General features: G+C 71.5%; 21 protein-coding genes. 5 read left to right on the top strand and 16 right to left on the bottom strand.

Translation table 11 applies throughout. The annotated features are described in order from the left end of the window. Positions 1 to 116: 116 nt before the first annotated feature. Positions 117 to 854 (top strand): SIR2 family NAD-dependent protein deacylase, encoded by a 738-nt coding sequence (locus tag AC2XR2_RS35715; RefSeq protein ID WP_381308082.1) that lies wholly within the window; start codon positions 117 to 119, stop codon positions 852 to 854. Between the two features lie 29 nt (positions 855 to 883). Here AC2XR2_RS35715 and AC2XR2_RS35710 read toward each other — a convergent pair whose 3' ends face one another. The 4 genes from AC2XR2_RS35710 to AC2XR2_RS35695 all read right to left on the bottom strand — a co-directional run bounded on the left by AC2XR2_RS35710 (position 884) and on the right by AC2XR2_RS35695 (position 6,140). After that, a complete protein-coding gene (locus AC2XR2_RS35710; protein ID WP_491517309.1) occupies positions 884 to 1,651 on the bottom strand; it encodes a DeoR/GlpR family DNA-binding transcription regulator in 768 nt (255 codons plus the stop codon). A gap of 72 nt (positions 1,652 to 1,723) precedes the next feature. After that, positions 1,724 to 2,206 (bottom strand): methylated-DNA--[protein]-cysteine S-methyltransferase, encoded by a 483-nt coding sequence (locus AC2XR2_RS35705; RefSeq protein ID WP_491517308.1) that lies wholly within the window; start codon positions 2,204 to 2,206, stop codon positions 1,724 to 1,726. A gap of 9 nt (positions 2,207 to 2,215) precedes the next feature. After that, on the bottom strand, positions 2,216 to 3,754 hold the full coding sequence (locus AC2XR2_RS35700; protein WP_491517307.1) for an AlkA N-terminal domain-containing protein: 1,539 nt from the start codon (positions 3,752 to 3,754) through the stop codon (positions 2,216 to 2,218). A 49-nt stretch (positions 3,755 to 3,803) separates the two neighbouring features. Then, entirely contained in the window at positions 3,804 to 6,140 is a 2,337-nt protein-coding gene (locus AC2XR2_RS35695) for a heavy metal translocating P-type ATPase (RefSeq protein ID WP_491517306.1), read from the bottom strand. Positions 6,141 to 6,175: 35 nt separating this feature from the next. On the opposite strand from AC2XR2_RS35695, the gene AC2XR2_RS35690 reads away from it, so the two are divergent. Beyond that, complete coding sequence (locus AC2XR2_RS35690) at positions 6,176 to 6,550, top strand: ArsR/SmtB family transcription factor (RefSeq protein WP_330263519.1); 375 nt, start codon at positions 6,176 to 6,178, stop codon at positions 6,548 to 6,550. A gap of 62 nt (positions 6,551 to 6,612) precedes the next feature. On the opposite strand, the gene AC2XR2_RS35685 is transcribed toward AC2XR2_RS35690, so the two are convergent. The 6 genes from AC2XR2_RS35685 to AC2XR2_RS35660 all read right to left on the bottom strand — a co-directional run bounded on the left by AC2XR2_RS35685 (position 6,613) and on the right by AC2XR2_RS35660 (position 16,579). After that, positions 6,613 to 10,473 carry a glycoside hydrolase family 2 TIM barrel-domain containing protein gene (locus AC2XR2_RS35685; protein WP_491517305.1) on the bottom strand — a complete coding sequence of 1,287 codons (3,861 nt, stop codon included), beginning with the start codon at positions 10,471 to 10,473 and terminating at the stop codon, positions 6,613 to 6,615. Between the two features lie 258 nt (positions 10,474 to 10,731). Next, positions 10,732 to 11,427 (bottom strand): hypothetical protein, encoded by a 696-nt coding sequence (locus AC2XR2_RS35680; RefSeq protein WP_491517304.1) that lies wholly within the window; start codon positions 11,425 to 11,427, stop codon positions 10,732 to 10,734. Between the two features lie 184 nt (positions 11,428 to 11,611). Then, a complete protein-coding gene (locus AC2XR2_RS35675) occupies positions 11,612 to 12,121 on the bottom strand; it encodes an O-acetyl-ADP-ribose deacetylase (protein ID WP_491517303.1) in 510 nt (169 codons plus the stop codon). 77 nt (positions 12,122 to 12,198) lie between these two features. After that, the gene (locus AC2XR2_RS35670) at positions 12,199 to 13,611 is read right to left on the bottom strand and encodes a phytoene desaturase family protein (protein ID WP_330263523.1); all 1,413 of its coding nucleotides are present in this window, start codon (positions 13,609 to 13,611) and stop codon (positions 12,199 to 12,201) included. A gap of 188 nt (positions 13,612 to 13,799) precedes the next feature. Then, a complete protein-coding gene (locus tag AC2XR2_RS35665) occupies positions 13,800 to 14,645 on the bottom strand; it encodes an inositol monophosphatase family protein (RefSeq protein ID WP_330263524.1) in 846 nt (281 codons plus the stop codon). A 104-nt stretch (positions 14,646 to 14,749) separates the two neighbouring features. Then, positions 14,750 to 16,579 carry a gamma-glutamyltransferase family protein gene (locus tag AC2XR2_RS35660; RefSeq protein ID WP_491517302.1) on the bottom strand — a complete coding sequence of 610 codons (1,830 nt, stop codon included), beginning with the start codon at positions 16,577 to 16,579 and terminating at the stop codon, positions 14,750 to 14,752. 274 nt (positions 16,580 to 16,853) lie between these two features. Here AC2XR2_RS35660 and AC2XR2_RS35655 point away from each other — a divergent pair, with 274 nt between their 5' ends. Next, complete coding sequence (locus tag AC2XR2_RS35655; protein ID WP_491517301.1) at positions 16,854 to 17,849, top strand: phospholipase D-like domain-containing protein; 996 nt, start codon at positions 16,854 to 16,856, stop codon at positions 17,847 to 17,849. Between the two features lie 52 nt (positions 17,850 to 17,901). On the opposite strand, the gene AC2XR2_RS35650 is transcribed toward AC2XR2_RS35655, so the two are convergent. Genes AC2XR2_RS35650 through AC2XR2_RS35640 form a run of 3 tightly spaced genes read right to left on the bottom strand, consistent with a single transcriptional unit; the run spans position 17,902 to position 20,583 of the window. Continuing rightward, positions 17,902 to 18,720, bottom strand: coding sequence for a class I SAM-dependent methyltransferase (locus AC2XR2_RS35650; protein ID WP_491517300.1), 819 nt, complete (start codon positions 18,718 to 18,720; stop codon positions 17,902 to 17,904). Positions 18,721 to 18,757: 37 nt separating this feature from the next. Then, positions 18,758 to 19,420, bottom strand: a complete 663-nt coding sequence (locus AC2XR2_RS35645) for a response regulator (protein ID WP_356460013.1) — start codon at positions 19,418 to 19,420, stop codon at positions 18,758 to 18,760. Continuing rightward, positions 19,417 to 20,583, bottom strand: a complete 1,167-nt coding sequence (locus tag AC2XR2_RS35640) for a sensor histidine kinase (protein ID WP_491517299.1) — start codon at positions 20,581 to 20,583, stop codon at positions 19,417 to 19,419. Before AC2XR2_RS35640 ends, AC2XR2_RS35645 begins: the two co-directional genes overlap by 4 nt. Positions 20,584 to 20,750: 167 nt before the next feature. Between AC2XR2_RS35640 and AC2XR2_RS35635 the strand changes: the two genes are divergently transcribed. Next, positions 20,751 to 21,755 (top strand): carboxymuconolactone decarboxylase family protein, encoded by a 1,005-nt coding sequence (locus AC2XR2_RS35635; protein ID WP_491517298.1) that lies wholly within the window; start codon positions 20,751 to 20,753, stop codon positions 21,753 to 21,755. A gap of 186 nt (positions 21,756 to 21,941) precedes the next feature. Next, positions 21,942 to 22,607, top strand: coding sequence for a hypothetical protein (locus AC2XR2_RS35630; protein ID WP_491517297.1), 666 nt, complete (start codon positions 21,942 to 21,944; stop codon positions 22,605 to 22,607). 42 nt (positions 22,608 to 22,649) lie between these two features. On the opposite strand, the gene AC2XR2_RS35625 is transcribed toward AC2XR2_RS35630, so the two are convergent. The 3 genes from AC2XR2_RS35625 to hydA form a co-directional block, all read right to left on the bottom strand. Then, on the bottom strand, positions 22,650 to 24,206 hold the full coding sequence (locus AC2XR2_RS35625) for an NCS1 family nucleobase:cation symporter-1 (protein ID WP_491517296.1): 1,557 nt from the start codon (positions 24,204 to 24,206) through the stop codon (positions 22,650 to 22,652). 164 nt (positions 24,207 to 24,370) lie between these two features. Continuing rightward, positions 24,371 to 25,390 carry a TIGR03842 family LLM class F420-dependent oxidoreductase gene (locus AC2XR2_RS35620; RefSeq protein WP_491517295.1) on the bottom strand — a complete coding sequence of 340 codons (1,020 nt, stop codon included), beginning with the start codon at positions 25,388 to 25,390 and terminating at the stop codon, positions 24,371 to 24,373. 11 nt (positions 25,391 to 25,401) lie between these two features. Continuing rightward, positions 25,402 to 26,796, bottom strand: coding sequence for a dihydropyrimidinase (hydA, locus tag AC2XR2_RS35615; protein WP_381301114.1), 1,395 nt, complete (start codon positions 26,794 to 26,796; stop codon positions 25,402 to 25,404). Positions 26,797 to 26,817 lie beyond the last annotated feature (21 nt).

Below are 26,817 nucleotides of genomic sequence, written 5' to 3'. Positions count from 1 at the left end.
GTGCAACGCCCGACGGCACTGAGCCGGAACTCGCGAACTTGTTATACGCGGCGGCGCGCCGGTCACCCTCCCGATATCCGCTGGCCCTCCCCGAGCGGCCGACCTACCCTCGGCCCATGAACAAGCCCCTCGTCGCGCTCCTCAGCGGTGCCGGAATCTCCACCGACTCCGGGATCCCCGACTACCGCGGTCCCAACGGGCTGTGGCGGCGGGATCCGGAGGCGGAGAAGCTCGTGACGTACGACTTCTACATGGGCGATCCGGAGATCCGTCGCCGTTCGTGGCAGATGCGGCGGGAGCACCGGGCGTCGGCCGTCGAGCCGAACGCCGCGCATGTGGCGGTTGCGGATCTGGAACGGGCCGGGGTGCCGGTGCGGGTGATCACGCAGAACGTGGACGGTCTGCACCAGCTCGCCGGGATGCCCGCCCGCAAGGTCCTCGAACTGCACGGCACCGCACGGCGGGTGGTGTGCACGAAGTGCCGCGCGCGCAGCCCGATGGAGGACGCGCTGGCCCGGCTGGACGCCGGGGAGGACGACCCGGCATGCCTCGACTGCGGGGGGATCCTCAAGTCCGCGACCGTCATGTTCGGCGAGCACCTGGATCCCGTCGTCCTCGGCGAGGCGGTCGCCGTCACCAAGGCCTGCCAGGTGTTCATCGCCGTCGGCACCACCCTCCAGGTCCAGCCCGCGGCCGGCCTCGCGGGCGTCGCCGCGGACCACGGGGCACGCCTGGTCATCGTCAACGCGGAGCCCACACCGTACGACGACCGCGCCGACGAGGTGATCCGCGAACCGATCGGGACGGCCTTGCCGGCACTGCTGATGAGGCTGCGGGGCGAAGCCGAGGGCTGAGGATGAGGGCTGAGGGCTGAGGGCGCAGTCTAGGAGCGACGGTCCGCGTCCACCCGTTCCACCCTCACCCCGGCCTCCTCAAGTGCCGTACACGTGGCGTCGTGGGCGGACGTGGTGGTGATGACGAGGTCCAACTCGCCGGGATCGCAGATCTTCACCATCCCGGTGCCGGGGAACTTGGTGGCGTCCGCGAGCAGTACGACCTTGTCGCCGGCGCTGATCATGGCTCGGCGGGCGGGGACCTCGGCGACCGTGGTGTCCATGACCTGGCCGCCCGGGCGGACACCGCAGGCGCCCATGAAGAGCCAGTCCGCGTGGACCTGACGGAGGTTGTCCTCGGCCATGAAGCCGTCCAGCATGCGTGACTCGCGGACGACCATGCCGCCCAGCAGCATCAGTTCGACGCTCTCGTCGGGCAGCAGTTCCTCGTACACACCGAGGTTGTTGGTGATGACGGTGACGCGGCGCCCGTGCAGTGCGCGAGCCAGGCGGTGCACGGTGGTGCCGGAGTCGAGGATGACCGACTGGCCGTCCTCGATCAGCTCGGCGGCCCGGGCGGCTATCGCGTCCTTCTCCGGCACCTGCGCCTCGGCCGCCTCGGCGAAGGGCGCGGGCCTGTCCTCGACGACCGCTCCCCCGTGAACGCGGGTGAGCAGTCCGTCCTCCTCCAGCTTGAGGAGGTCCCGGCGGACCGTCGCGGCGCTGGCCCCCAGCTGCTCGGCGAGGTCCGTCACGGTGACGGTGCCCCCGGATCGCAAGGCCCGGAGGATGAGTTGGTGTCGTTGTTCGGCCAGCACGCGAGCGAACACTACACGTCACAACTCGGCTCCCCGCAGGGCGCTTTGGGATACGGCCCGCACCGGCCTCCCTCAGAACAGGGCCGCTCCCCGCTCGAAGTCCAGCAGCCGCTGCTTGCGCTCCAGGCCGCCGCCGTAACCCGTCAGGCTGCCGTTCGCCCCGACCACGCGGTGGCAGGGGACGATGATGCCGATCGGGTTCTTGCCGTTGGCGAGACCGACCGCGCGGGAGGCCTTGGGGTTGCCGAGGGCGTCGGCGAGTTCGCCGTAGCCGCGGGTCTCGCCGTAGGGGATGCGGCGGAGCCGGTCCCACACCGTGCGCTGGAACGGCGTTCCGTGCAGGCGCAGTTCCAGGGTGAACTCCTTCAACTCGCCCGCGAAGTAGGCCTCCAGCTGCTCTTCCGCCTCCCCGAAGGGCTCGTCGAACGGTGTGCCGAAGGACTCCTGCGGCGGGCGGTGGCGCTGGTCGGTCATGTAGAGGCCGCACAGGACGCCGTCCTCGGCGACGAGGGTCAGCGGGCCGTAGGGGCTGTCGATCACGGTGTGCTGTTTCACTGGACGTCCTCAGACGGGAAGGAAGTTGATGGGGTGGCTGTCGGTCGCCCACAGATACTGGACCGCGTAGGCCCGCCAGGGCTGCCAGGCCGCCGCGCGGGCCGTCAGCGCGGCCGGGGTGGAGGGCAGACCCAACTCCTGTGCGGCGCGGCGGATTCCGAGGTCGGTCGGGAGGAAGGCGTCCGGGTCGCCGAGGGCTCGCATGGCGATGACGTCGACCGTCCAGGGGCCGAAGCCGGGCAGCGAGAGCAGTCGGGCCCTGGTCTCCGTCCAGTCGCATTCGACGCCCAACCGGAGCGTTCCGTCCGCCAGTTGGCCGACCAGTGTGGTGAAGGTCGTGCGGCGCGTGCGGGGCATCGCGAGCGAGGCCGGGTCGAGAGCGGCCAGGGCCTCGGGCGACGGGAAGAGGTGGGTGAGACCGCCCTCCGGGTCGTCCACCGGCTCGCCGTGCGCGGCGACCAGACGGCCCGCGTGGGTGCGGGCGGCGGCCGTGGAGACCTGCTGTCCCAGCACGGCACGGACGGCGAACTCCGCCTCGTCGACCGTGCGCGGGACCCGCCTGCCGGGCGCCTTGTCCACCAGCGGCGCCAGCAGCGGGTCCGTGCGCAGCTGGTCGTCGATCGCCACCGGGTCGGCGTCCAGGTCGAGCAGCCGACGGCAGCGGCTGATGGCGACGGTCAGGTCACGCAGGTCGCTCAGCATCAGCCGGCACGCGATGTGGTCGGGCCGCGGGGTGAGGGCCACCACGCCGTGCCCGTACGGCAGCCGCAGCGTGCGCCGGTACGCGCCGTCCCGCCACTCCTCCACCCCCGGGACCGCGGTGGCCGCGAGGTGGCCGAAGAGGTTGTCCGGGTTGAGCGGGGCGCGGAACGGCAGGCGCAGGTTCAGCACGCCGGGTGTGCCGGGTCCGGCCGCCCGCGCGGGCCGGCCCGGTCCGGCGCTCGGGGTCGGGCTCGTGGTCGCCGTGGCCCGCCTCGGCACCCGGGCGCGCAGGTCGCTCGGGGAGAGCGCGAAGACCTCGCGCACGGTGTCGTTGAAGGTGCGGATCGCGGAGAAGCCGGCCGCGAAGGCGACGTCGGCCATCGGGAGGGCGGTGGTCTCTATGAGGATCCTCGCCGTCTGGGCCCGCTGGGCCCGGGCGAGGGCGAGCGGACCCGCGCCCAGCTCGGCGAGCAGCTGGCGTTCGATCTGCCGGGTGCTGTAGCCGAGCCGGGCGGCGAGCCCCGGCACGCCCTCGCGGTCGACCACGCCGTCGGCGATGAGCCGCATCGCGCGGGCCACGAGGTCGGCGCGCTGGTTCCACTCCGGGGAACCCGGGCTGGTGTCGGGCCGGCACCGCTTGCAGGCCCGGAAACCCGCCTGCTGGCAGGCCGCCGCGCTCGGGTAGAACGTCATGTTCTCCGGCTTGGGCGGTACGACGGGACAGCTCGGCCGGCAGTAGATGCGGGTCGTCAGAACAGCCGTGAAGAACCATCCGTCGAACCGTGCGTCCTTGGACTGCACGGCGCGCACACAGCGCTCGGTCTCGGTGTACATCCCCGTCTGCATGAGTCCAGCATCGGCCACCGCCCGGAGCAGGGCTGGCGAGAATCCGACATCAACCTCGTGTACCCCGGGCCTGCCCGGACCGCCAGGCGGACTCGCGCAGCAGCCGCAGCCCGTTCAGACCGACGAGCACCGTCGAGCCCTCGTGCCCGGCGACGCCGAGCGGCAGCGGGAGGTGGCCGAGGAGGTCCCACAGGACGAGTCCGGTGATGAAGGTGCCCGCGATCACCAGGTTCTGGACCACCAGCCGGCGGGCGGTCCGGGACAGCCGTACGACCGCCGGGACGGTCGCGAGCTCGTCGCGCACGACGACCGCGTCCGCCGTCTCCAACGCCAGGTCGGAGCCCGCGCGGCCCATCGCGATGCCGGAGTGGGCGGCGGCGAGCGCGGGCGCGTCGTTGACGCCGTCCCCGACGAACAGCACCTTGCGACCGGCGTCCTGGAGCTCCCGTACGGCGTCCACCTTGCCCTCGGGCAGCAGGTCCGCGCGGACGTCCACCAGCCCGGTGGCCTCGGCGACCCGGGCGGCGGCCCGCGCGTTGTCGCCGGTGAGCAGGACGGGGGCGGCGCCGGTCAGTGCGGTGAGCGCGGCGGTCATGGCGGGGGCGCCGGGTCGCAGCCGGTCGGCGAGAGCGAGAACACCGAGCGGCACACCGTCTCCGGTCACGAGCACGACGGTGACACCACCCGGCCCGGCGAGCCGGGCACATGCCCCGAGCCCGGCACCTTCCACGAGACCCGCACCTTCCACGAGACCGGCCACCTCTGCGAGACCGGCGGTGCCCCCGAGACCGGCGGCGTTGCCGAGACCCGCACCTTCCACGAGACCGGCCACCTCCGCGAGACCGGCGGTGCCCCCGAGACCGGCGGCGTTGCCGAGACCCGGACCTTCCACGAGACCGGCCACCTCCGCGAGACCGGCGGTGCCCCCGAGACCGGCGGCGTCGCCGAGACCCGCGGTGTAGCCGAGACCCGCGCCCTCGCCAGAACCCGCACCCTCCCCAAGACCCGCGCGCTCCCCAGGACCACCCTCCCCGGCACCAGCACTCTCCACGAACCCACGGCCCGCACCCCCCGCTTCCTCCAAACGCCCGACCCCGATCACCCGGCCACCCACCACCGCCGTCACCCCGCGCCCCGGTGTCGCCATGAAATCCGTCGCCGTGTCGATCCGCAGCCCCCTCGCCCGCGCCGCCCCCACGATCGCCCGCGCGAGCGGATGCTCACTGGGGTGCTCGGCCGCGGCGGCCAGGGCGAGGAGCTCGGCCTCGTCGAGGTCGGCCCCCGGCAGGGGCCGTACCGCTGTCACCTCCGGCGCGCCCTCCGTCAGGGTCCCCGTCTTGTCGAGGGCGACGGCGTCCACCTCCCCCAGCCGTTCCATCGCGACCGCCGACTTGACCAGGACCCCGTGCCGGCCGGCGTTGGCGATGGCGGAGAGCAGGGGCGGCATGGTCGCGAGGACGACCGCGCACGGCGAGGCGACGATCATGAAGGTCATCGCGCGGAGCAGCGCGTCCGTGAGGTAGGCGCCGAACAGCAGGGGCACGCCGAACACGGCGAGCGTGGCGAGGACGATCCCCACCGCGTACCGCTGCTCGACCTTCTCGATGAACAGCTGGGTCGGCGCCTTGGTGCGCGAGGCCTCCTCCACGAGGGTCACGATGCGGGCGATGACTGAGTCAGCGGGGTCGCGCCCGACCCGCACGCGCAGGGCGCCGATGCCGTTGAGGGTGCCGGCGAAGACCTCGTCGCCGGGGCCCTTGGCGACCGGCAGGGGTTCCCCGGTGATGGTGGCCTGGTCGGCCTCGCTCGCCCCGTCCACCACCACGCCGTCGGCACCGATGCGCTCACCGGGCCGGACCAACAGGACGTCTCCCAGGGTGAGTTCACTCGTGGGGACGGTCTCCTCGCCGTTTTCGGTGACCCGGGTCGCCATCGCGGGCGCGAGGTCGAGCAGTCCGCGCACCGAGTCGGCCGTACGGGCGGTGGCCAGCGCCTCCAGGGCGCCGGAGGTGGCGAAGATGACGATCAGCAGGGCCCCGTCCAGAACCTGCCCGATCGCGGCCGCGCCCAGTGCCGCCACGATCATCAGCAGATCGACGTCCAGGGTCCGCTCGCGCAGCGCCCTGAGCCCTTCGAGCGCCGGCTCCCAGCCGCCGGTCGCGTAGGCGACGGCGTACAGCGGGCCGTACGCCCACCACGGCACGCCACTGAGATCCAGCGCCAGGCCGAGCAGGAACGCGACGGTCGACGCCAGCGCCCAGCGGGACTCGGCCAGGGCCAGGACGCGGGTGCGGCGACGGGGCGTCCGGTGGGTGGGCAAGGGGGCACGGACAGGGGTGAGAGTCGTGGACACCCCAGCACCATACAGGAACACATGAAGACTCATTCATCTGTTCATGTACGGTGGGTAAGATACCGCCCATGGGTCATGGAGCCGTCACCACCACCGCCGAAGAGCGCGTACGCCTGGACGCGGCCAATGTCGCCAAGGTGGCCACCACGCTCCAGGCCCTCTCCACCCCGTCCCGGCTGCTGATCCTCGCCAGGCTGCGTGAAGGACCGCTGCCGGCCACGGAGTTGGCCGCCGAGGTGGGCATGGAGCAGTCGGCGTGCTCGCACCAGCTGCGGCTGCTGCGCAATCTGGGCCTGGTCGTGGGCGAGCGCCGGGGCCGGTCGGTGGTGTACGCGCTGCACGACCACCACGTCGCCGAACTCCTCGACCAGGCCGTGTACCACGTGGAGCATCTGCGGCTGGGCCTCAGCGACACGGCGGAGGCAGAAGGAGAAGCAGAGTGAGGCGCCCCGCAACGGGACGCCTCACTCCTCGCACGCCGCGTGTCTCCTGAACCCCCGGCGTATCAGGTGGTCGCCGTCGGCCGCCGTGAGGTTGCCGTGGCGTGGCTCACATCCGTCAGCGGCCGCAGCCGGTACGTGTACGAGTAGTCCCGGTTGGCGAACAGCTTGTACTCGTCGTGGGTGTGCGCGCCCCAGCTGTTGTCACCGCCGACGCCCATCTGCCGGTGGTTCACCCTGAGCACGACCGCGTCGCGCGGGGTGAGCTGGTAGTCGTGACGCACCCCGTTGGACAGGTCCTCGGGGGTGAAGTGCGAGGCGTTGACCTCCAGCAGGGGCTCACCGGAGACGAGCAGTCCCACGCCGTCGGGGCCGGTCAGCGCGGCCCAGCGGACGTCGGTCTTGTTGCCGTTCTCCTGGGGGCGGATGTAGGAGGTCCACTGCTCGGCGACGGTCCCGGACCAAAGGCCCACGTCCGTACCGTTGTTGCGGTCCCAGTGGTTCTCCTCGGGTCCGCGCCCGTAGTAGTGCAGCCGGTCGAGCCGACGCGGCAGGAACAGGATCGTGCCGACCTCCGGGATGTACGGCAGTGAACTCGCCCCCGGGTGCAGGGTGTTGTCCACCTTGATCTCGCCGTTGCCGAAGACCGTGTAGGTCGTGGTGTACGCCGACTCGGTGGTCGTCGGCAGGGTGCCGCTCACCCTGATCTCGACGGCCCGGTCCCCCAGCGCCCGCACGCCCACGTCGGTGACCTCGCGGTTCGCCCCGGCGTCGCGCCAGGTCTGGTTGCGGGTGTGCTGCCCGTTGCCGTGGTCGTTGTCGGTGGGCGCCCGCCAGAAGTTGGGCACGGGACCGGAGGTCAGCAGCCGGGTGCCATGGGCCCGGTACGACGTGATGGTGCCGGTGCCCTTGTCGACGACGACGGAGAAGTCCTTGCCGGTGACGGCTACTTGGCCGGAGGCGCCCTGGTACCTGAGCGCCGGGACCTTCGCGAGCGGCACCGGCGTCACCGCCGGACTGCCCGCGTCCACGGCGAGCTGCTGCGCGGCCACCTCGAAGCCCGCGCGGGCCCAGGGCGTGGGCTCCCTGGTGGTGAAGGAGAACCGGAGGAAGTACTCGGCGCCGGGCGCGGGGGTGCTCGGGAGCTTGTAGGGGACGGTGATGTCCTTGCTCGCCAGCGGGGCCACGTTGAGCTGGTCCCGGGTGAGCTTCCCGCGCTGCACCACCTTGCCGTCGGCGGTGAGTGTCCAACTGCCGTCGAATTCACGGAGGTTGGTGAACAGGTTCTCGTTGGTGAGGATCACCGCCGTCCCGCCGGGGGCCCAACTCGCCTGGACCGTCTGGTAGATCCGCTTGACCTCCGCGGCCTTGCCGGTGTGGCCGCGGTCCGCGGTGACGATGCCGTCCGCGACGAAGGCGCCGTCGTTGGGGTTGTCTCCCCAGTCGCCGCCGAACGCGAAGAAGGTCTTCTGGTCGGGCCGCTTCTCGGTGAGCCCCACGGTCGCCGCGTCGAACCAGAACCGCACGCCCTCGTCACCCGGTCCACGGCCGTCGGAGGCCAGTTCGGCGGCGCTCAGGGCACGGCCGTAGACGCGCGCCTTCCTGATCGTGCCGCTGAACTCCCTGGTGGGGTTGTCGACATCGACGGCCAGCGCGAGCGGCGCGGTGTTGCTGCTGGGCTTCTGGGTGGTGGTCCGGGTGGCTCTGACCTGGCCGTCGACGTGGAGGGTCAGGGTGCCCGCGGTCGCGTCGAAGACTCCGGCGATGTGGTGTTCCCGGCCGGTCCAGTCGTCCGGGACGGTCCAGGAGGCGGTGATCCACTGGCCGCCGCCATAGATGAAGAACTCCAGTGTTTTCCCGGACTGTTTGAGGGCGTACTGGGTGTCGCCCTTGGCAATTAGGGGCTGGTGATAACCCGTCACCTTCGGGGTGACCCAGGCCTCCAGGGTGAGCGAGCCGGTGAGGTCGAGGCGGGGGTCGCGGGCGAAGACCGTGGCGCCGGAGACACCCTTGTCACGGTCGAACCGGGCGCTGGCGGGCAGGACTTCGCCCCTCAGCGCACCCGGTCCGCTCTCGGTGAGCAACTGCCGCACCGGGACGGGCTCGGTGAGGGACTGGTCGACGAAGTCCCAGATCCAGCCGCCCTGGAGGACCGGGTAGCGGCGGATGATGTCCCAGTACTTCTTGAAGTTGCCGTTGGAGTTCCCCATCGCGTGGCAGTACTCGATCATCACGTACGGCCGGGTGTCGGCGGTGTTCTTCGCGTGCTGTTCCACGCGTGCCGGACTGTCGTACATCTCCGAGCGGATGTCGCTGATGGTGGGCCGGTCGTCGCCCTCGTACTGGACGACGCGGGTGGTGTCGTACGACTTGATCCAGTCGCGCATGTTCACGAACGTGCTGCCGCCGCCGGCCTCGTTGCCCAGCGACCAGATGACCACCGAGGCGTGGTTCTTGTCGCGGTGGACCATGTTCTGGGCGCGGGCCACACAGGCCCTGCTCCAGTCGGGGTGGTTGCCGGGGTACTCGCCGCGTATGCCGTGGGTCTCCAGGTTGGTCTCGTCGACGAGGTAGAGGCCGTACTCGTCGGCGAGTTCGAGCCACTGCGGGTTGTTGGGGTAGTGCGAGGTGCGCACGGAGTTGATGTTCAGCCGCTTGATGATCGTGATGTCCTTCACGAGGTCCGCGCGGGTGAGCGCGGTGCCGCGGTCGGGGTGCATCTCGTGGCGGTTGGTGCCGCGGAAGGAGACGGGCTTGCCGTTGATGCGCATGAGCCCGTCCTTCAGGGCGAACTCCCTCAGCCCGACCCGGTGCGAGAGCGTCTCGATCACCTTGCCGGCCGGATCGCGCAGCCGCAGGACGGCGGTGTACAGGTTCGGATGCTCCGCCGACCACAGCTCGGGGGACGGCACGGCCTTCGCCGCCTGTACGGTCGTCTCGTCGCCGGCGTCGAGGGTTACGGCCTGCTGGAGCGGCCGGGACCAGACCGCGTGGCCGCCGCTGTCGTAGAGCTGCGTCTCGACCGTGTAGCGGCCCGCGTTGTCGCCGCCGTAGTCGCGCACGCTCGCGGTGACGGAGAGTTCGGCGGAGGTGTAGTCGTCGCCGAGCGGGGTGTCCAGCTTGAAGTCGCGCAGGTGCACGGCCGGGGTGGAGTACAGGTAGACCGAGCGGAAGATGCCGCTCAGCCGGATCATGTCCTGGTCCTCCAGCCAGTCGCCGTCGGAGTAGCGGTAGACCTCGACGGCTATCTGGTTGGTGCCCGGCTTCAGGTGCGGGGTGATGTCGTACTCGGCGGGGGTGTAGGAGTCCTCGTGGTAGCCGACGAGTTCGCCGTTGATCCACACGTAGTGCGCCGACTTGACGCCCTCGAAGTGCAGGAAGGTCCGCCGCCCCGACCAGTCCTTCGGGACGGTGAACGTGCGCCGGTACTGCCCCACGGGGTTGTAGCGGGTGGGCGCGGCCGGCGGCTGGGCCTCCTCGCCCAGGCCGTTGGGGCCCCACCAGGGGTAGGTGATGTTGATGTAGATCGGGAAGTCGTAGCCATGCACCTGCCATGCCGAGGGGACGGGAATGGTGTCCCAGTCCCTGTCGTCGACATCGGTGCGGTAGAAGTCGGTGTCGCGGTCGGCGGGCCGGTCGGCGTAGGCGAACTTCCACTTGCCGTCGAGGCTCAGCCGGTACGGCGAGCGGGTGCGGTCGGCGGCGAGCGCCTGGCCGACGGTGGCGTACGGCATGAGGGTGGAGTGCGGGGGCTCGGTCCCCACCCGGAAGAGGTCGATGGCGCCGTTCCACTCCGGGGAACCCTCCGCCGCGTGGCCGCGGCCGGCCAGGGGGCCGGAGGAGAGGGCGAGGGCTCCCAGGACGGCCGCCCCTCCCTCCAGCAGGCGCCTGCGGCTGATGGGGGCGGGCAGGTACGGGTGGGGCATGAGCGGAACCTTCCTCGGGACGACAGTGCGGTGTACGTACTGAGGGGTGCGTCAATTCCTGTGCGCTAATGGGGACTTCGAGGCACAGGATGCGACTCAACCTAGATCCCGAAGGCTTCCTGGGCAATGACTTGGCAATGACTGTGTAGGACTTTGTGAGGTCCTGGGGACATGACGACATACGGCACCCCCGCGTGGGATCACGCGGGGGTGCCGTGTGTCGTCGCCCTCGGCGGAGTGGACGCCGGGGCCGCCGTGTCAGCCGGTGGCAGGCAGGGCGGGGAGGGTGGTGACGGGGGGCAGCGTGCTCGTGTCGGGCAGCGTGCTGGTGGGCGGCAGGGCGGTCTCGGTGGGCAGCGTGCTCGTGGACGGCAGGGCCGTGTCGGTGGGCAGCGTGCTCGTGTCGGGCAGGCCGCCGCCGAGGAGGCCGGTGACGGCGCCGAGCACACCGCCCAGGAGTCCGGTGACCGCGCTCAGCACACCGCCCACGTCCAGCGAGGTGAGCGACGAGAGCAGGTCGTCGACCGTGGACTGGAGCGAGGCCAGGAGGTCGGAGACCGGGTCGGCGGCGGCCACGGACCGGTCGGCGGCGGTGGACCGTTCGGTACCGCTCAGCCGCCGCAGCTCCTGCTGGACCCGGGCGTTCGCGGCCTCGACGGCCTTGGCGTGGGCGGCCGCACGGTCCGCGTCGAGGGTGGTGGCGTCCAGCGTGGTGAGGTCGGTGACCGCGTCCAGGAGGGGCTCGAGGACGGTGCCGTGCCCGGCACGGTGCAGTGTGCCGAGGCGGTCCACCAGGGTGGCGGTGTCGTACGGAGTGGCCGGCTGCGACACCCCGGGATTCGACGCTGCGCGACCCGCGTCGGTGACGGCGGCCGCGGTGCCGACCGGGCCGAGGATCAGCGCGGCACAGACCAGGGGCGGCAGGAGAAGGCCGCGGGAGACGAGGGGGCGCATGCACGTTCCTTTCGAAATGACTTCGTTGGCCCCACCGTGGGAAGCGCCCCGGCACCGCGCAACCGGTCCGGCGCCCCGCCCCCGGCCCGCACCTCCCACCAGAACCGGCCTGACCTGCTACTTTCCTCGGTCGCAGGCGCCCTTCCCGGGCCCGGGGGCGTTCGGCCGTCAGAGGACTCGGGCGTCAGCCGACCTGCTGGGCGAACGCGTCGAACGCCTGCTCGTCGAAGAGCACGAAGCGGACTTCCTCGACCGCGGTCTCCGTCCCCCTTACGGTCTCCACCGCGATCCGGGCGGCGTCGTCGATCGGCCAGCCGTAGATGCCCGCGGAGACGGCCGGGAAGGCGACCGTCCGGGCGCCGAGTTCGTCGGCGACGCGCAGGGACTCGCGGTAGCAGGAGGCCAGCAGCTCCGAGCGGTCCTCGTCGCGGCTGTAACGGGGACCGACGGTGTGGATCACCCAGCGCGCGTCCAGGGCGCCCGCGGTGGTGGCGACGGCCTTGCCGGTGGGCAGGCCCTTGCCGTAGTGCCCGGCGCGCAGCCTGCGGCAGTCGGCCAGGATCGCGGGGCCGCCGCGTCGGTGGATGGCGCCGTCGACCCCTCCCCCGCCGAGGAGGGAGGAGTTCGCGGCGTTGACGATCGCGTCGGCGCTCTCCCGTGTGATGTCGCCCTGGACGAGTCGGATGGTGGTCATGACCACCACTCTTCCAGGTTCCGGCACACCGTGGCCGGCTCAAGTCGCCGGGCTCGCCGAGGCCGGTCCCGTGCCCTTCAGGTCTCCTGGCGGAGGCGTCGCCACACCGCCTTCGCGGCGTTGTGGCCCGACATGCCGTGCACACCGGGACCCGGTGGGGTCGCCGAGGAGCAGATGAAGACGGCCGGGTGGGGGGTGCCGTAGGGGAACAGGGAGAGCTTGGGGCGCAGCATGATCTGGAGGCCGGTGACCGCGCCGGAGCCGATGTCGCCGCCGATGTAGTTGGCGTTGCGGGTGGCCAGTTCGGGCGGTCCCGCGGTGGCGCGGGCGAGGACGCGGTCACGGAACCCCGGGGCGAAACGCTCCAGTTGGCGCTCGAGCGCGTCGGTGAGGTCACCGGTCCAGCCGCTGGGGACATGCCCGTAGGCCCAGAACACATGCTTGCCGGCGGGGGCCCGGCCGGGGTCCACGACACTGGGCTGCACGGTGATCATGAACGGTCTGTCGGGGGCCCTGCCCTCCCGGGACGCGGCCCGCAGAGCCCGGCCGATCTCCGCGCTGTCGGCGCCGATCTGCACGGTGCCCGCGCTGCGCGCCTCCTTCGCGGTCCACGGCACCGGACCGTCGAGGGCGTAGTCGACCTTGAAGACGCCCGGGCCGTAGCGGTAGCCCTCGTAGTAGTTCCCGAAACCGGCGATGCGGGCGAGCGCGGTGGGCGAGGTGTCGAAGACGTAGGCCCGCGCGGGCGGCAGGTCGTCCAGCCGCTTGACCTCGTAGTCGGTGTGGAGGGTGCCGCCCAGGTCCTTGAGGTACGCGGCGAGCGCGTCGGAGATGGATTGGGAGCCGCCGCGGGCCACGGGCCAGCCGCGGGCGTGGGCCGCGAGGGCGAAGACCAGGCCGATGGCGCCGGTGGCGACGCCGCTGAGCGGGGCCATGACATGCGCGACCAGGCCGGCGAACAGGGTCTTGGCCCGCTCGTCGCGGAAGCGGCGCATCAGCAGGGTGGACGGGGGCAGTCCGAGGAGGCCGAAGCGGGCCAGGGTGACCGGGTCGCGGGGCAGCGCGGTCAGGGGCAGGGACATGAAGTCGCGGACCAGGGTGTCCCACTTGGGCAGGAACGGCTCGACGAGCCTTCGGTACGTCCCCGCGTCACGGGGCCCGAAGGAGGCGGCCGTCTCGGCGACCGACCTCGACAGCACGGCGGCGGTGCCGTCGGTGAAGGGGTGCGCCATGGGCAGCTCCGCGTGCAGCCACTCCAGCCCGTAGCGCTCCAGGGGCAGGGCGCGGAACGCCGGGGAGTTGATGCCGAGGGGGTGGGCGGCGGAGCACGGGTCGTGCCGGAACCCCGGGAGGGTCAGCTCCTCGGTGCGGGCGCCTCCGCCCACGGTCTCGCGGGCCTCGAACACGGCCACGGAGAAGCCGCGCCGGGCCAGCTCCACGGCAGCCGTCAGTCCGTTCGGCCCCGCACCCACCACGACCGCATCGAACATCGACGGCACCTTCGGACCCCTTCGTCAGCCGATGGCCAGAGCCTCAGGATATGCCGGGGGACCGACAGTCCTGGGGTTCGGGGGTAAGTCGGGGGGTGTGGGTGTCCTCGTGCGGGTCCGTGGGGACGCGCTGCCCTCAGGCCCCTCCGCGCAGGTCCCGTGAGCTCAGGTCCCCCTGGGCGGCACCGTCACCCCTCCCCCGCCAGCAACCCCCGCACCCTCCCCGCTGTCGCCGCATCGCGGGCCGCTGTGAAGGGCAGGGTGTTGCCTCCCGTGATGCGGAAGGGCTCGCCGGTGAGGGTCAGGTGGGTGCCGCCCGCCTCCTCGACCAGCAGCAGGCCCGCCGCATGGTCCCAGGCCGCCTCCCAGGAGAACGCCGTCGCGTCCAACTCCCCGCGGGCGACGGCGAGATACTCCAGGCCCGCCGAGCCGCACGGACGCGGTGCGACGCCGTCCGTCCACAGTCCCAGCAGACCGCGCTTCTGGTCCTCCGTCGTGTAGTCGGGATGGGAGGTGGCCACTTGGAGGTCCCGCCCCGGTGCGGGCGCGCCCGCGTGCAGCCGCTCGCCGTCGAGGAACGCGCCCCGGCCCCGTATCGCCGTGGCGAGTTGGTCCCGCGCCGGCGCGTAGGTCCAGGAGGCCAGCAGGACGCCGCTCTTCGCCAGGGCGACCAGCATGCAGAAGCCGGGGTCTCCGTGCACGAACTGCCGGGTTCCGTCGACGGGGTCGACGATCCAGACCGGGGTGTCGTCCCGTATCGCCTCGTACGAGGCCGGGTTGGCGTGCACCGCCTCCTCGCCGACCACCACCGAGCCCGGCAGCAGGGCGCCGAGCACCTCGGTGAGGTACTGCTCGGCGAGCCGGTCGGCGTCCGTCACCAGGTCGTGCGGGCCGGCCTTCTGGTCGATCTCGTGCGCGGCGAGCCGCCGGAAGCGCGGCATGACCTCGGCCGCGGCCGCCTTGCGTACCGCCTCTTCCACGTCACCCGCGTGCAGGTCGAGAAACTCGTCGATGGTTTCCGTGTCTCCGATCATGACTCCATGAGAGCACGCAGGACTGACAATCCCCACCCGCCTGATGGACACCGGCTGGAATCACCGTGAACACCGGGTTCCGGGGACGCCGTTCACCAGGACCCTCACCGCCCCACCGCATACCCCTGCATCCCCCGCGGATTCGCCGCGGCCGACAGCACCCCCGTCTCCGGGTCCCGCGCCACCGCGCACAGCCGCCCCTCCGACCACGGCTCCCCCACCGTCACGTCGTGCCCCCGTCGCCGTAGCTCCGCCACCACCTCGGGAGACGTCCGGGCCTCCACCGTGACGCTCCCCGGCCGCATACCGCGCGGGTAGAAGGAGCCGGGGAAGCTGTCGTTGTGCCAGTTCGGGGCGTCGATCGCGCCCTGGAGGTCGAGGCCGCCGCGGACCGGGGAGCGCAGGGCGACGGCGAGGAAGAAGTGCAGCTGCCACTGGTCCTGCTGGTCCCCGCCGGGCGTGCCGAAGGCCAGGACGGGCACGCCGTCGCGCAGTGCGATGGAGGGGGTCAGGGTGGTGCGGGGGCGGCGGCCGGGGGTGAGGGAGTTCGGCAGGCCCTCCTCCAGCCAGGTCATCTGGAGCCGGGTGCCGAGCGGGAAGCCCAGTTCCGGTACGACGGGGTTGGACTGGAGCCAGCCTCCGCTGGGCGTGGCGGCCACCATGTTGCCCCAGCGGTCGACGACGTCCAGGTGGCAGGTGTCGCCCCGGGTCGTGCCGTCGGACCCGACCTCGGGCTCGCCCGGCACGGGGGACGTGGGGTTCTTCGCGACGGTCGGCTCCCCGACGCCCATCGGGCTGAACCCGGGCTCGTCGGTGACGACCACGCGCGCGTGTGCGCTGAGTCGCGGCTCCCGCCCGCCGGGACTGCCCGGCCGCAGCTCGTACGAGGCCCGGTCGCCGACGAGTGCACGCCGCTCCGCGTTGTACTCCGCCGACAGCAGCTCCCCGAGCGGTACTTCGGCCGCGTCCCCGTACCAGGCCTCCCGGTCGGCCATGGCCAGCTTGCAGCCCTCGACCAGCAGATGGACGTACTCGGCGGACCCGTACCGGGGCAGCTCGGGCGGCAGCAGCGCGAGCTGCTGGAGCAGCACCGGGCCCTGGCTCCAGGGGCCGGCCTTGCACAGGGTCCAGCCGTTCCACTCGTACGTCGCCGGCGCCTCGTAGCTCGCGGACCACCCGGCGAGATCGGCGGCCGTGAGCGTGCCGGTGTGCCGCGTGCCGCTGGTGTCCAGGGTGGGCTTCCGCGACTGCCGTACGAGCGCCTCGGCGATGAATCCGGTACGCCACACCTCGCGGGCCGCGTCGATCTGCGCGACCCGGTCGCCCGCCCCGGCCACCTCGTCGATCAGCCGCCTCCAGGTCGCGGCGAGGGCGGGGTTGCGGAACAGCTCGCCGGGCCGCGGGGACTTCCCGCCCGGAAGGTAGACCTCCGCCGACGAGGTCCACTCCGTCTCGAACAGCTCCCGCACGCTCTCGACCGTCGCGCCGACGTTCTCCACGGGCGCGTGCCCGTCCTCGGCGTACCCGATGGCGTAGGTGAGGACGTCGGCGAGGGACTTGGTGCCGTGGTCGCGCAGGAGCAGCATCCAGGCGTCGAAGGCGCCGGGGACGGCGGCGGCGAGGGGGCCGGTGCCGGGCACGAGCTCCAGGCCGAGCCCCCGGTAGTGGGTCACGGTCGCCCCGGCCGGTGCGACGCCCTGTCCGCACAGCACCCGCACCTCCCCGCCGGCCGGCGCGAGCAGGATCGGCACCTCGCCGGCGGGGCCGTTCAGGTGCGGCTCGACGACGTGCAGCACGAACGCACCGGCCACCGCGGCGTCGTAGGCGTTGCCGCCGTCCTCCAGCACCGCCATCGCCGACTGCGAGGCCAGCCAGTGGGTGGAGGACACCATGCCGAAGGTGCCCTGGAGGGTCGGCCGGGTGGTGAACGACATCTCTCACCTCGCGGTTCGGGCCCGCCTCGGCCGGTCCGAAGCGGTCGCCTGTGTCGATCCTTTCATTCCACACCGACCGGCCTACGAAGTCTTTGCGATCACACGAGAACTCCATGAACCGCCCCCCACCTGCACAGAGTCCCTTTTGCCCGATCGCGCGGACCGTCGGTAACCCCGTGTTCACCGGTCCACCCTTCCTCCGTGGTCTACGCGCGTGGTGCCATGCGAACGCCCGCGACCCCCACGCGGGCCCCAACTCGACCAGGAGTCACCCATGTTGTCGAAGGTCCTCGCCCGCGCGGGCGTCACGCTCGCCGCCGGCGCCGCCGTGCTCGCCGCCTCCGTCCCCGCGAACGCCGCGACCTACACCGCCTTCGCCTTCTCGCGGAGCGGCACCACCCAGCCCACGATCTACGACTTCATCAACTCGGCCACCGCGTCCCTCGACATGACCATGTACGAGCTCGAGGACACCACGGCCGTCAACGACCTGATAGCCCTGAAGAACAAGGGCGTCACCGTCCGGGTCGTCCTGGACCAGGCGCACCAGAGCGCCAACAGCTCCGCGTACACGGCACTGACGAACGCGGGCGTGGGCGTGGCCTGGTCGCCGTCGAGCTTCGTCTACACACACCAGAAGACGATCACCGTGGACGGCACCAAGTCCCTTGTCCTGACCGGCAATCTGACCTCCCAGTACTACGCCACCGGCCGCGACTACGGCGTGTTCACCGACGACACCCGCGATGTCGCCGCGATCGAGAAGGTGTTCGCCGCGGACTACGCCGGCACCTCGGTCACCCCCACCGACGGTGACCACCTGCTCTGGTCGCCCACGGACTCCCGCAACCGGCTGCTGTCCGTGGTGAACGCGGCCACGAAGACCCTGGACGTCGAGGAACTGGAGTTCAGCGACAGCGCGGTGGTCGACGCCATCGCGGCGCGCGCGAAGGCGGGGGTGAAGGTGCGGGTGGTGCTGGAGACCCCGGGCGACTACGCGAGCGAGGTCTCCGAGATCAAGGCGGCCGGCGGCACCGTCGTCGGGTACTCCGACCCCAACGGCTTCTACATCCACGCCAAGGCCATGGTCGCCGACTACGGTCTCGCCACCCAGGAGGTGGAGGCGGGCTCCATGAACCTCAGCAGCAACTCGCTCACCAACAACCGTGAGTTGGGCATCATCCTGACCGGCACGGGGGTGGCCCAGTCCGTGGCCACCACGGTCGAGACCACCTTCAGCAGCGACTACTCGGGCGGTACGGCCGCGTAGTCGCCGCTGGGAGGCGGTCATCGCGGCCGCGCAATCTCCGGTGGGCAGGCGGTCACCGCGGCCGTCTGCCCGCCGTGAGCAGATGCCCGCTCGTTCCCAGCAGTGTCGGCTCGGACTCGACGTGCCGGCAGGCCGCCAGGACCGCCTCGCGCCGCTCGGGGTCGTCCAGCCAGTCCTCGACACCGTCCATCAGCCAGGCGACGCCCTCGACGCCGTACTGGCCCTCGACGGACAGCCCCGCCTCGGTGAACTCCGCCGTCACCTCGTCGGGTTGGGCGAAGTGCGCGACGGTGAAGAATCCGCCCTCCTGGTAGGGGTGCCTGCCGTCCACGAGGACCGCGTCGGTGTGGGCACGGACCGACGGGGTGAAGTAGCGCTCCTCGCGCAGCAGGTCGTGCAGTTGGGCGTACCGGTTGATGGTGGCCGCGACCACCAGCCCTCCGGGCCGGACGACCCGCTCCGCCTCGGCCAACGCCCTTACTCTGTCGGCCGGTTCGGTCAGGTGGTACAGCGGGCCCAGCAGGAGCACCACGTCGTACGAGGCGTCGGTGTCGGCCAGTTCACGGGCGTCCCCGAGGCGGGCGGTCACCCCGGACAGTCGCGCGGCCTGCTCCACGTGGAGCGGCACGGGGTCGACGAGTGCGACCTGATACCCGTCCCCGGCGAGCCATTCCGCGTGCACCCCGCTGCCGCCGCCCACGTCCAGCACGCGCGCGGGTGCGGCGGGCAGCAGCCGTCGCAGCACGTCCTGGGTACGCCAGAACTCCAGCCGCCCGGCAGTGGCCCCACCGTCTCTCAGACGGGCGTCCTCCTTGCCCTGGGCGTAGTAGGCGAGGATCTCTGCACGCACCCGCGGTGTCGTCTCGGTCATCACCTCAGGGTGCTGATCACCGCCCCTGGTCCGCAACTCAGTTCCCCCGTGCCGTCACCAGACCCGACTCGTAGGCGAACACGACCAGTTGGGCGCGGTCGCGGGCGCCCAGCTTGGTCATGGCGCGGCTGATGTGGGTCTTGGCCGTGAGGGGGCTGATCACCATGTGCTCGGCGATCTCCTCGTTGGTCAGACCCCGGGCGGCCAGGGCCGTGACCTCGCGTTCGCGGCGGGTGAGGCATTCCAGGCCGGGGGCGGTGGACCGGTCGGGCGGCCGGGACACGAACTCGCCGATCAGGGTGCGGGTGACCGCGGGGGACAGCAGCGCCTCGCCCCTGGCCACCACTTCGATGGCCTGGAGCAGGTCGGCCGGTTCGGTGTCCTTCAGCAGGAAGCCACTCGCGCCGGCCCGCAGTGCCTCGAAGACGTACTCGTCGAGGCCGTAGTTGGTGAGGATCACCACGCGGACCGAGGCCAGCTCCGGGTCCTCGGCGATCTGCCGGGTGGCCTCGATGCCCGTCATCACCGGCATCTGCACGTCGATCAGCGCGATGTCGGGCACCTGGGCGCGCACCAGCTCCACGCCCCGCTTCCCGTCCGGCGCCTCCCCGACCACCTCGATGCCGTCCTCGGCGTCGAGCAGGGCCCGGAAGCCGGCCCGCATCAGCGCCTGGTCGTCGACGAGAGCCACCCTGATCACGTCGACTCCCCCGGCCCCGCGGACAGGTGCGGCCCCGCCTCCCATGGCAGCTGCGGCCCCGGCCCCAACGGCAGGTGCGCGCACACCGCGAACCCTCCCTCGTCCCGCGGCCCGGCGCTGAGCGTGCCGCCCAGGGCGGTGACCCGCTCGCGCATGCCGGTGAGGCCGTGGCCGGGCTGCGGCGGGCGGTCCGGACAGGCCGCTCCGTCGTCCTCCACCCGGATCGTCACGTCGTCCTCGCCGTAGGCCAGTTCGACCCGCACCTTCGCCGGTCCCGCGTGCCGCGCCGCGTTCGTCAGGGACTCCTGGACGATCCGGTAGACGGCCCGGTCCAGCGGTGCCGGCAGGGCGCACTCCTCGCCCGTGACGCTCAGGTCGACGGCGAGCCCGGCCGCTCGCGCCCGCTCCACGAGCAGCGCGGGGGTGCCGGTGGGCTCGTCCGTGCGCAGGACCTCCAGCGTCGCCCGCAGCTCGCGCATGGCCTCGCCGCCCGCCTCCTGGATGGCGAGCAGAGCGGGCGGCACCTCCTCGCCCCGCTTGCGGGCCAGATGGACGGCCACGCCCGCCTGGAGCTTGACGATGGAGATGCTGTGGGTGAGGGAGTCGTGCAACTCCCGGGCTATGCGCAGGCGTTCCTCACCTGCCCGGCGCAGAGCGGCCTCCTCGCGGGTCCGTTCGGCCTCCAGGGCTCGCTGCTCGGTCTGGCGCAGATAGGCCTGCCAGTTGCGGCCGGCGAGGCCCGTGACGACCGCGCACACGAACCAGCCCGCGAGCAGCCCGGTCTTCTCGACGGCCTCCTGGGCCGTAGGGCCGGTTGCCGCGTATGCCGCGAGGAACACCCCGCTCGCCCCGGCCGCCCACCCGCGGCGGCCCAGCTGGGAGGCCAGGTGCACGGCGGCGAAGACGGACAGCGCGCCGAGGGCGCCCGGGTGGGCGTGCAGGACGTAGGCCGCTCCGCCGGCGGTCGACACCGCCAGCACCGCCACCGGGGCCGCCCGGTAGAAGGCGAGGGCCGCCGAACTCACCACGAGGAGGCCGTAATCGAGGGCGGTCGTGTCCGGGTCGAGGGCCGCCGCGACCACGACGAGGGCGCCGACCACGACCGCGAGGGCCAGGTCGGCGAGCCGCTGGGAGATGGCCGAGTCGACCGGGTGCCCGCTCATGCCCACACGCTAGACGGCCGCACCGACACCGGCGTCAGCCCTGTGGACAACTCCCCCGCTACTCCCGGGGGAGTAGTCCTCCGCCCGGTCCGCCCTCCCGGACGCAGCGCCAACTCCCTTCGGCGGTACGACGACCACCACCGGGCCCGGGGCGCACGCTGCTGTCCATGCCCACACCCTTCCGGTACACCCGGCCCCTACCGCCCAAGGCCGCCACCGGCCGTGTCGCCGAGGTCTACGAGCAGCTGTCCCGCGACTTCGGCATCGACGAACCCGTCACCTTCGTGGTCCTGTCCTCCGCGCCGGAACTCCTCGCCGCCGCCTGGGCGCTGATGCGCGAGTCACTGATCGCGGGTCCCGGCAGCCGTACCGGCAAGGAGCTGGCGGCGCTCGGGGTCTCGCTGGCCAACCGCTGCCCGTTCTGCGTGGACGCCCACACCATGCTGCTGCACGCCACCGGCGACCACGCGCTCGCCGAGCGGCTCGCCCGAGGAGAGCGGCCGGAGGACGAGGAGCACGCGCGCGTGCTGGACTGGGGCAGGCACACGCGCGTGCCGGGCGGCCTGGGCGCCGAACCGTACCCGTTCCCGCGCGAGCACGCCCCCGGCTACCTCGGCACCGCGTTCGCCTTCCACTTCATCAACCGGATCGCGTCCGCCCTGCTCACCGAGAACCTCCTGCCGGGCAACGCCCAGCGCTTCAGGGTGGTGCGCAGTCTCGCGGGCCGCACGCTCGCCCGGACCGTGCGCCGACCGGTGCGGCCGGGAGCGTCCCTCGCCCTGCTCGACCTGCCCGACCCCGGCGAGGCACCCGCCTGGGCGGACGGCACACCGGTGGGGCTCGCGTACGCGGCGCTGCTCCGGGCCGCCATGACGGGCGCCGGACTCCTCGGCACCGACGACCAGGATCTCGTGGAGGAAGCCCTGCTGGACTGGGACGGCTCGCATCCGCCGCTCGACCTGAGCGCCTTCCCCGACCGTCGGGAGCGTCCCGGGGCGCGGCTGGTGCTGCTGGCGGCGCTCGCGCCGTACCGGATCACGGACGAGGACGTGGCGGCCTGGCGGCGCCCGGAACGCACCGACCACTGCCTGGTGCACCTCGTGGCCTACGGGGCGTTCCTGGCCGTGGACCGCATCGAATCAGCCCTCTACCGTCCCACCGCGAGGACCTGAGCGGACCGGAGACCAGCCCCACCTCCCGGACATAAACGGACACATGACACATCAACGGCAGGCCCCAGTGACGGCCCCGCCACGGAGCGAGTTCGCACTTCCACCCCACAGGGAGACATGTGAAACTGGCGTACCGTCCGCAGTGCGGACCCGTCCGCACCGTCCGTCCCCCACGAAAAGTGCGCCGTGCGAACTCTTTCCCTGCCGCTCGCCCTCACCGCGCGCATCTCGCCCGTCGTCGTGCTCGCCGCGGCGGGCTGGGCGCTGACGTCAGGCCCGGCCGCGACGCCGGCCGCCCAGAAGGAGTCGGCACCGCGGTCCGCCGACGAGTCGCCCTCGGGCACGTCCACGGCGGCGCCCTCGAAGGCGTACGCCACCTCCCCCGCCCCCTGCGGCAGCATCAGCGCGGCGACGATCAAGTCGCTGGTGCCGGGCGCCAAGACGGCCGGCAAGGAGATCCCCTCCACGGACACGTCCCTGCGCCGCACCTGCTCCTGGAACGCGCTCAAGGGCTACGACTACCGCTGGCTCGACGTCTCCTTCGAGATCACGGAGTCCGACCAGGCGGCCGCGAAGTCGTACAAGGAGAACATCGCCGAGAAGAGCGGCGGCGGCACCGTGCCCGGGGTCGGTGACGCCGGGTACTCGGTGGTGAACCTGACCACCGAGGACAAGCAGCAGACCCGTGAGGGCGTGGTCATCGTCCAGGCGTCCAACGCGCTGGTGACCGTGACGTACAACGGCAGCGACTTCGAGTCGAAGAAGGCGCCCAGCACGGACGAGATCAACAAGGGTGCCATCAGGGCCGCCAAGGAGGCGGTGAAAGCGCTGGAGAGCGGTCAGAAGACCTGATCCCAGGTTCTCCCGACCGCCCTCCCCGCGGGCAAGGCGATGTCAGGCCGCGATGCCCTCCTGTTCCTTCCCCTTCGGCAGCATCAGCGCCACGTACAGCACCAGCGACGTGCCCAGACCCACCGCCCAGCCGTAGTCGGCCAGCGGCTTGAGGAACGGGATCAGCCCGTCGGTCGGGAACGGCCCGGTCTTCTTGCCGTCCGCGCCCACGCCCGAGTACGAGCCGCCGACCGCGAGCAGTCCGCCGACCACGAAGGCGACGATCGCCCGCCAGTTCCAGCCGTTCGCGTACCAGTAGCGCCCGCCCGGCGTGTAGAGGTCCGCGAGGTGCAGGACCGTGCGCCGCACGACCCAGTAGTCGGCGATGAGGATGCCCGCGACCGTGCCGAGCAGACCGCCGACCACGCCGAGCCAGGTGAAGATGTAGAACTCCGGCGTGGAGATCAGCTTCCACGGGAAGATCAGGATGCCGACGACACCGGTGATCAGCGCGCCCGTACGGAAGTTGACGAACTTCGGGGCCAGGTTGGACAGGTCGTACGCCGGTGAGACCACGTTCGCCGCGATGTTCACGGAGATCGTGGCGACCAGGACGACGACCAGCGCGAAGAGCAGCCCGAAGGCGTTGTCCGTCTTGGCCGCCAGCGCGACCGGGTCCCAGATGGCCTCGCCGTAGACGACCTCGGAGCCGGAGGTGACCAGCACGGCGAGGATCGCGAACAGGGTCATGGTCGTGGGAAGCCCCAGGGCCTGTCCCCACGTCTGCGCCTTCTGACTGGCGCCGAACCGGGTGAAGTCCGGGATGTTCAGGGACAGAGTCGCCCAGAAGCCGATCATGCCCATGAGGGACGGGAAGAAGACCGGCCAGAAGTCGGCACCCCACCCGAGCTTCGAGGGCTGGTCGAGCAGCGCGCCGAAGCCGTCGGCCTTGACCGCGATCCAGATCAGCAGGACGAGCGCGCCGGCGATCACGAAGGGCGCGGCCCAGTTCTCGAAGTGCCGCAGGAAGTCCATGCCGCGGTAGATGATCGCAATCTGGAGCGCCCAGAACAGGATGAAGCAGAGCCACAGCGGCCAGGGGTTGCCCGCGATCTTGCCCGCGTCCTCCCAGTGTCCGCCGGTGAGCTTGGAGCCCAGCGCGAAGATGCCGCTGCCGCCGATCCAGGTCTGGATGCCGAACCAGCCGCAGGCCACGGCGGCCCGGATCAGCGCCGGGATGTTGGCACCGCGCAGCCCGAAGGAGGCGCGGGCGAGCACCGGGAAGGGGATGCCGTACTTGGGTCCCGCGTGCCCGGTGGCCAGCATCGGCAGCAGCACGATGACGTTGGCCAGGGCGATGGTGAAGACGGCCTGCTTCCAGTCCATGCCGAGCGCGACCAGGCCGGAGGCCAGGGTCCAGCTGGGGATGCAGTGCGCCATGGAGATCCACAGGGCCGCGAAGTTGTACGTCGTCCACTTGCGCTCGGCGACCGGTACGGGACGCAGGTCCTCGTTGGCGAAGGGACTGTCGGCGGGGATGGCATCGGGGGCGAGCTCGACGCGACCGCCGGTGCCGGCGGACTGCGGTATCGACGACCCCGTGGGGACTGTTTCGGTCATGGGCAGGCCAATCGAATCAGGACGGAACGGGATAGGCCGTGCGGGGGCCTCGGGCGGGACCGGGACGGGCGGGGAGGCCTTTCCCGGTCCCGCCACCCCTTCCCGGAACGGCGGGGAGGGGGGACAAGGAGTGGGGGGTCGGTCGAGCGGTCGGGCGGTACGGATCAGGAGTTGAGGGCGGGGATGACCTCGGAGCCGTAGGCGTCGATGGTCGCTTCCTGGGCGTCGTGCATGTCGTAGACGGCGAACTGGTCGACACCCAGCTCGCGCAGCGCGTTCAGCTTCTCGATGTGCTTCTCGACGGGTCCGATGACACAGAACCGGTCGACGATCTCGTCGGGCACGAACGCGGTGTCGGGGTTGTCGGCCCGTCCGTGGTGCGAGTAGTCGTACCCCTCGCGTGCCTTGATGTAGTCGGTGAGCTCGTCCGGTACGGCGGCGGAGTGCTCGCCGTACTTCGAGACGAGGTCGGCGACGTGGTTGCCGACCATCCCGCCGAACCACCGGCACTGCTCCCGCGCGTGGGCGAGCGCCTCGGGCGAGTCGTCCTCGGTGACGTAGGCCGGGGCGGCCACGCAGATCTTCACGTCCGCCGGGTTCCGGCCGGCGGCCACGGCCGCGTCCTTGACGGCCTTCACCATGTACTCGGTGAGGTACAGGTCAGCGAGCTGGAGGATGAACCCGTCGGCCTCCTCGCCGGTCATCTTCAGCGCCTTGGGGCCGTACGCCGCCATCCATACGGGGAGTTGGGCGCCCTCCTTGATCCACGGGAACTTGACGACCGTGCCGCCGAGGTCGGCCTCCTGGCCGGAGCCGAGCGCCCTGATGACCTTCATGGCCTCGCTGATCCGGGCCAGCGTGTTGGGCGTACGACCCGCCACGCGCATCGCGGAGTCGCCGCGGCCGATGCCGCAGACCGTGCGGTTGCCGAACATGTCGTTGAGGGTGGCGAAGGTGGAGGCGGTGACCTCCCAGGTACGGGTGCCCGGGTTGGTGACCATCGGGCCGACCGTCAACTTCGAGGTGTTGGAAAGGATCTGGCTGTAGATCACGAACGGCTCCTGCCAGAGCACGGCGGAGTCGAAGGTCCACCCGTAGGTGAAGCCGTTGCGTTCGGCCCGCTTCATCAGGCTGATGACCTTCGAGGCGGGCGGATCCGTCTGCAGGACGAGTCCGAAGTCCATTGGCGCCACTCCTAGTTGAGGTACTGACAGGTGGAGCGGGGGGTGTAGGCGCCGTGCCCGGCGTGCCCGGTGTACTCCCGCTCGGTGATGACGAGTTCGCCGCGCGAGAGAACCGTCTCGACCCGGCCGGTCAGGCGCTTTCCTTCGTACGCCGAGTAGTCGACGTTCATGTGATGGGTCTCGGCGGAGACGATCTGCTCCGCGTTCGGGTCGTAGATGACGACGTCCGCGTCGGCGCCCGGGGCGATGGTGCCCTTCTTCGGGTACATGCCGAACATCCGGGCCGGGGTGGCGCAGGCGATCTCGATCCAGCGGCGGCGCGAGATGTGCCCGTCGACGACGGCCTGGTGGAGCAGGTCCATGCGGTTCTCGACGCCGGGGAGGCCGTTGGGGATCTTCGAGAAGTCGCCCCGGCCGAGCTCCTTCTGGCCCACGAAGCAGAAGGGGCAGTGGTCGGTGGAGACGACCTGGAGATCGTTGGTCCTCAGGCCCTGCCACAGCTTGGCCTGGTGCTCCTTCGGACGCAGGGGCGTCGAGCACACGTACTTCGAGCCCTCGAAGTCCGGCTCGGCGAGGTTGTCCGTCGACAGGAACAGGTACTGCGGGCAGGTCTCGCCGAAGACGTTGAGCCCTTCGTCGCGTGCGCGTGCCAGCTCGGCCACTGCCTCCATGGCCGAGACGTGCACGACGTAGAGCGGAGCGCCCGCGACCTGCGCGAGCTTGATGGCACGGTGGGTGGCCTCGGCTTCGAGGAGGGCCTTGCGGACCTCTCCGTGATACCTCGGATCCGTCTCCCCGCGGGCCAGCGCCTGTTCCACCAGCACGTCGATCGCGATGCCGTTCTCGGCGTGCATCATGATCAGGCCGCCGTTCTCGGCGGAGCGCTGCATGGCGCGCAGGATCTGGCCGTCGTCGGAGTAGAAGACGCCGGGGTACGCCATGAACTGCTTGAAGGAGGTGACCCCTTCCTCCACCAGCAGGTCCATCTCCTTGAGCGTCTCCTGGTTCACATCGGAGACGATCATGTGGAAGCCGTAGTCGATGGCGCAGTTGCCCTCGGCCTTGGCGTGCCAGGCGTCCAGGCCCTCGCGCAGGGTGTGGCCGACGCTCTGCACCGCGAAGTCGACGATGGTCGTCGTGCCGCCCCAGGCGGCGGCCCGGGTGCCGGTCTCGAAGGTGTCGGAGGCGAAGGTGCCGCCGAACGGCAGCTCCATGTGGGTGTGGGCGTCGACACCACCGGGGATGACGTACTTCCCGGTGGCGTCGATCGTGCGGTCCGCGGTCCAGCTCTGGGTACCGGGCACGGCGAGGGCGGCGATGCGGCCGTCCTCGATCAGCACGTCTGCGTGGATCTCGTCGGACGCGGTGATGACGAGACCACCGCTGATGACGGTACGGCTGCTCATGTTCCCTCTCCTGCCAGGGTG

The sequence above is a fragment of the Streptomyces sp. LS-MS-L19 genome (assembly GCF_058382285.1).
The sequence above is the reverse complement of the archived record's forward strand: the minus strand, read 5'-3'. Positions and strand labels throughout refer to the sequence as shown.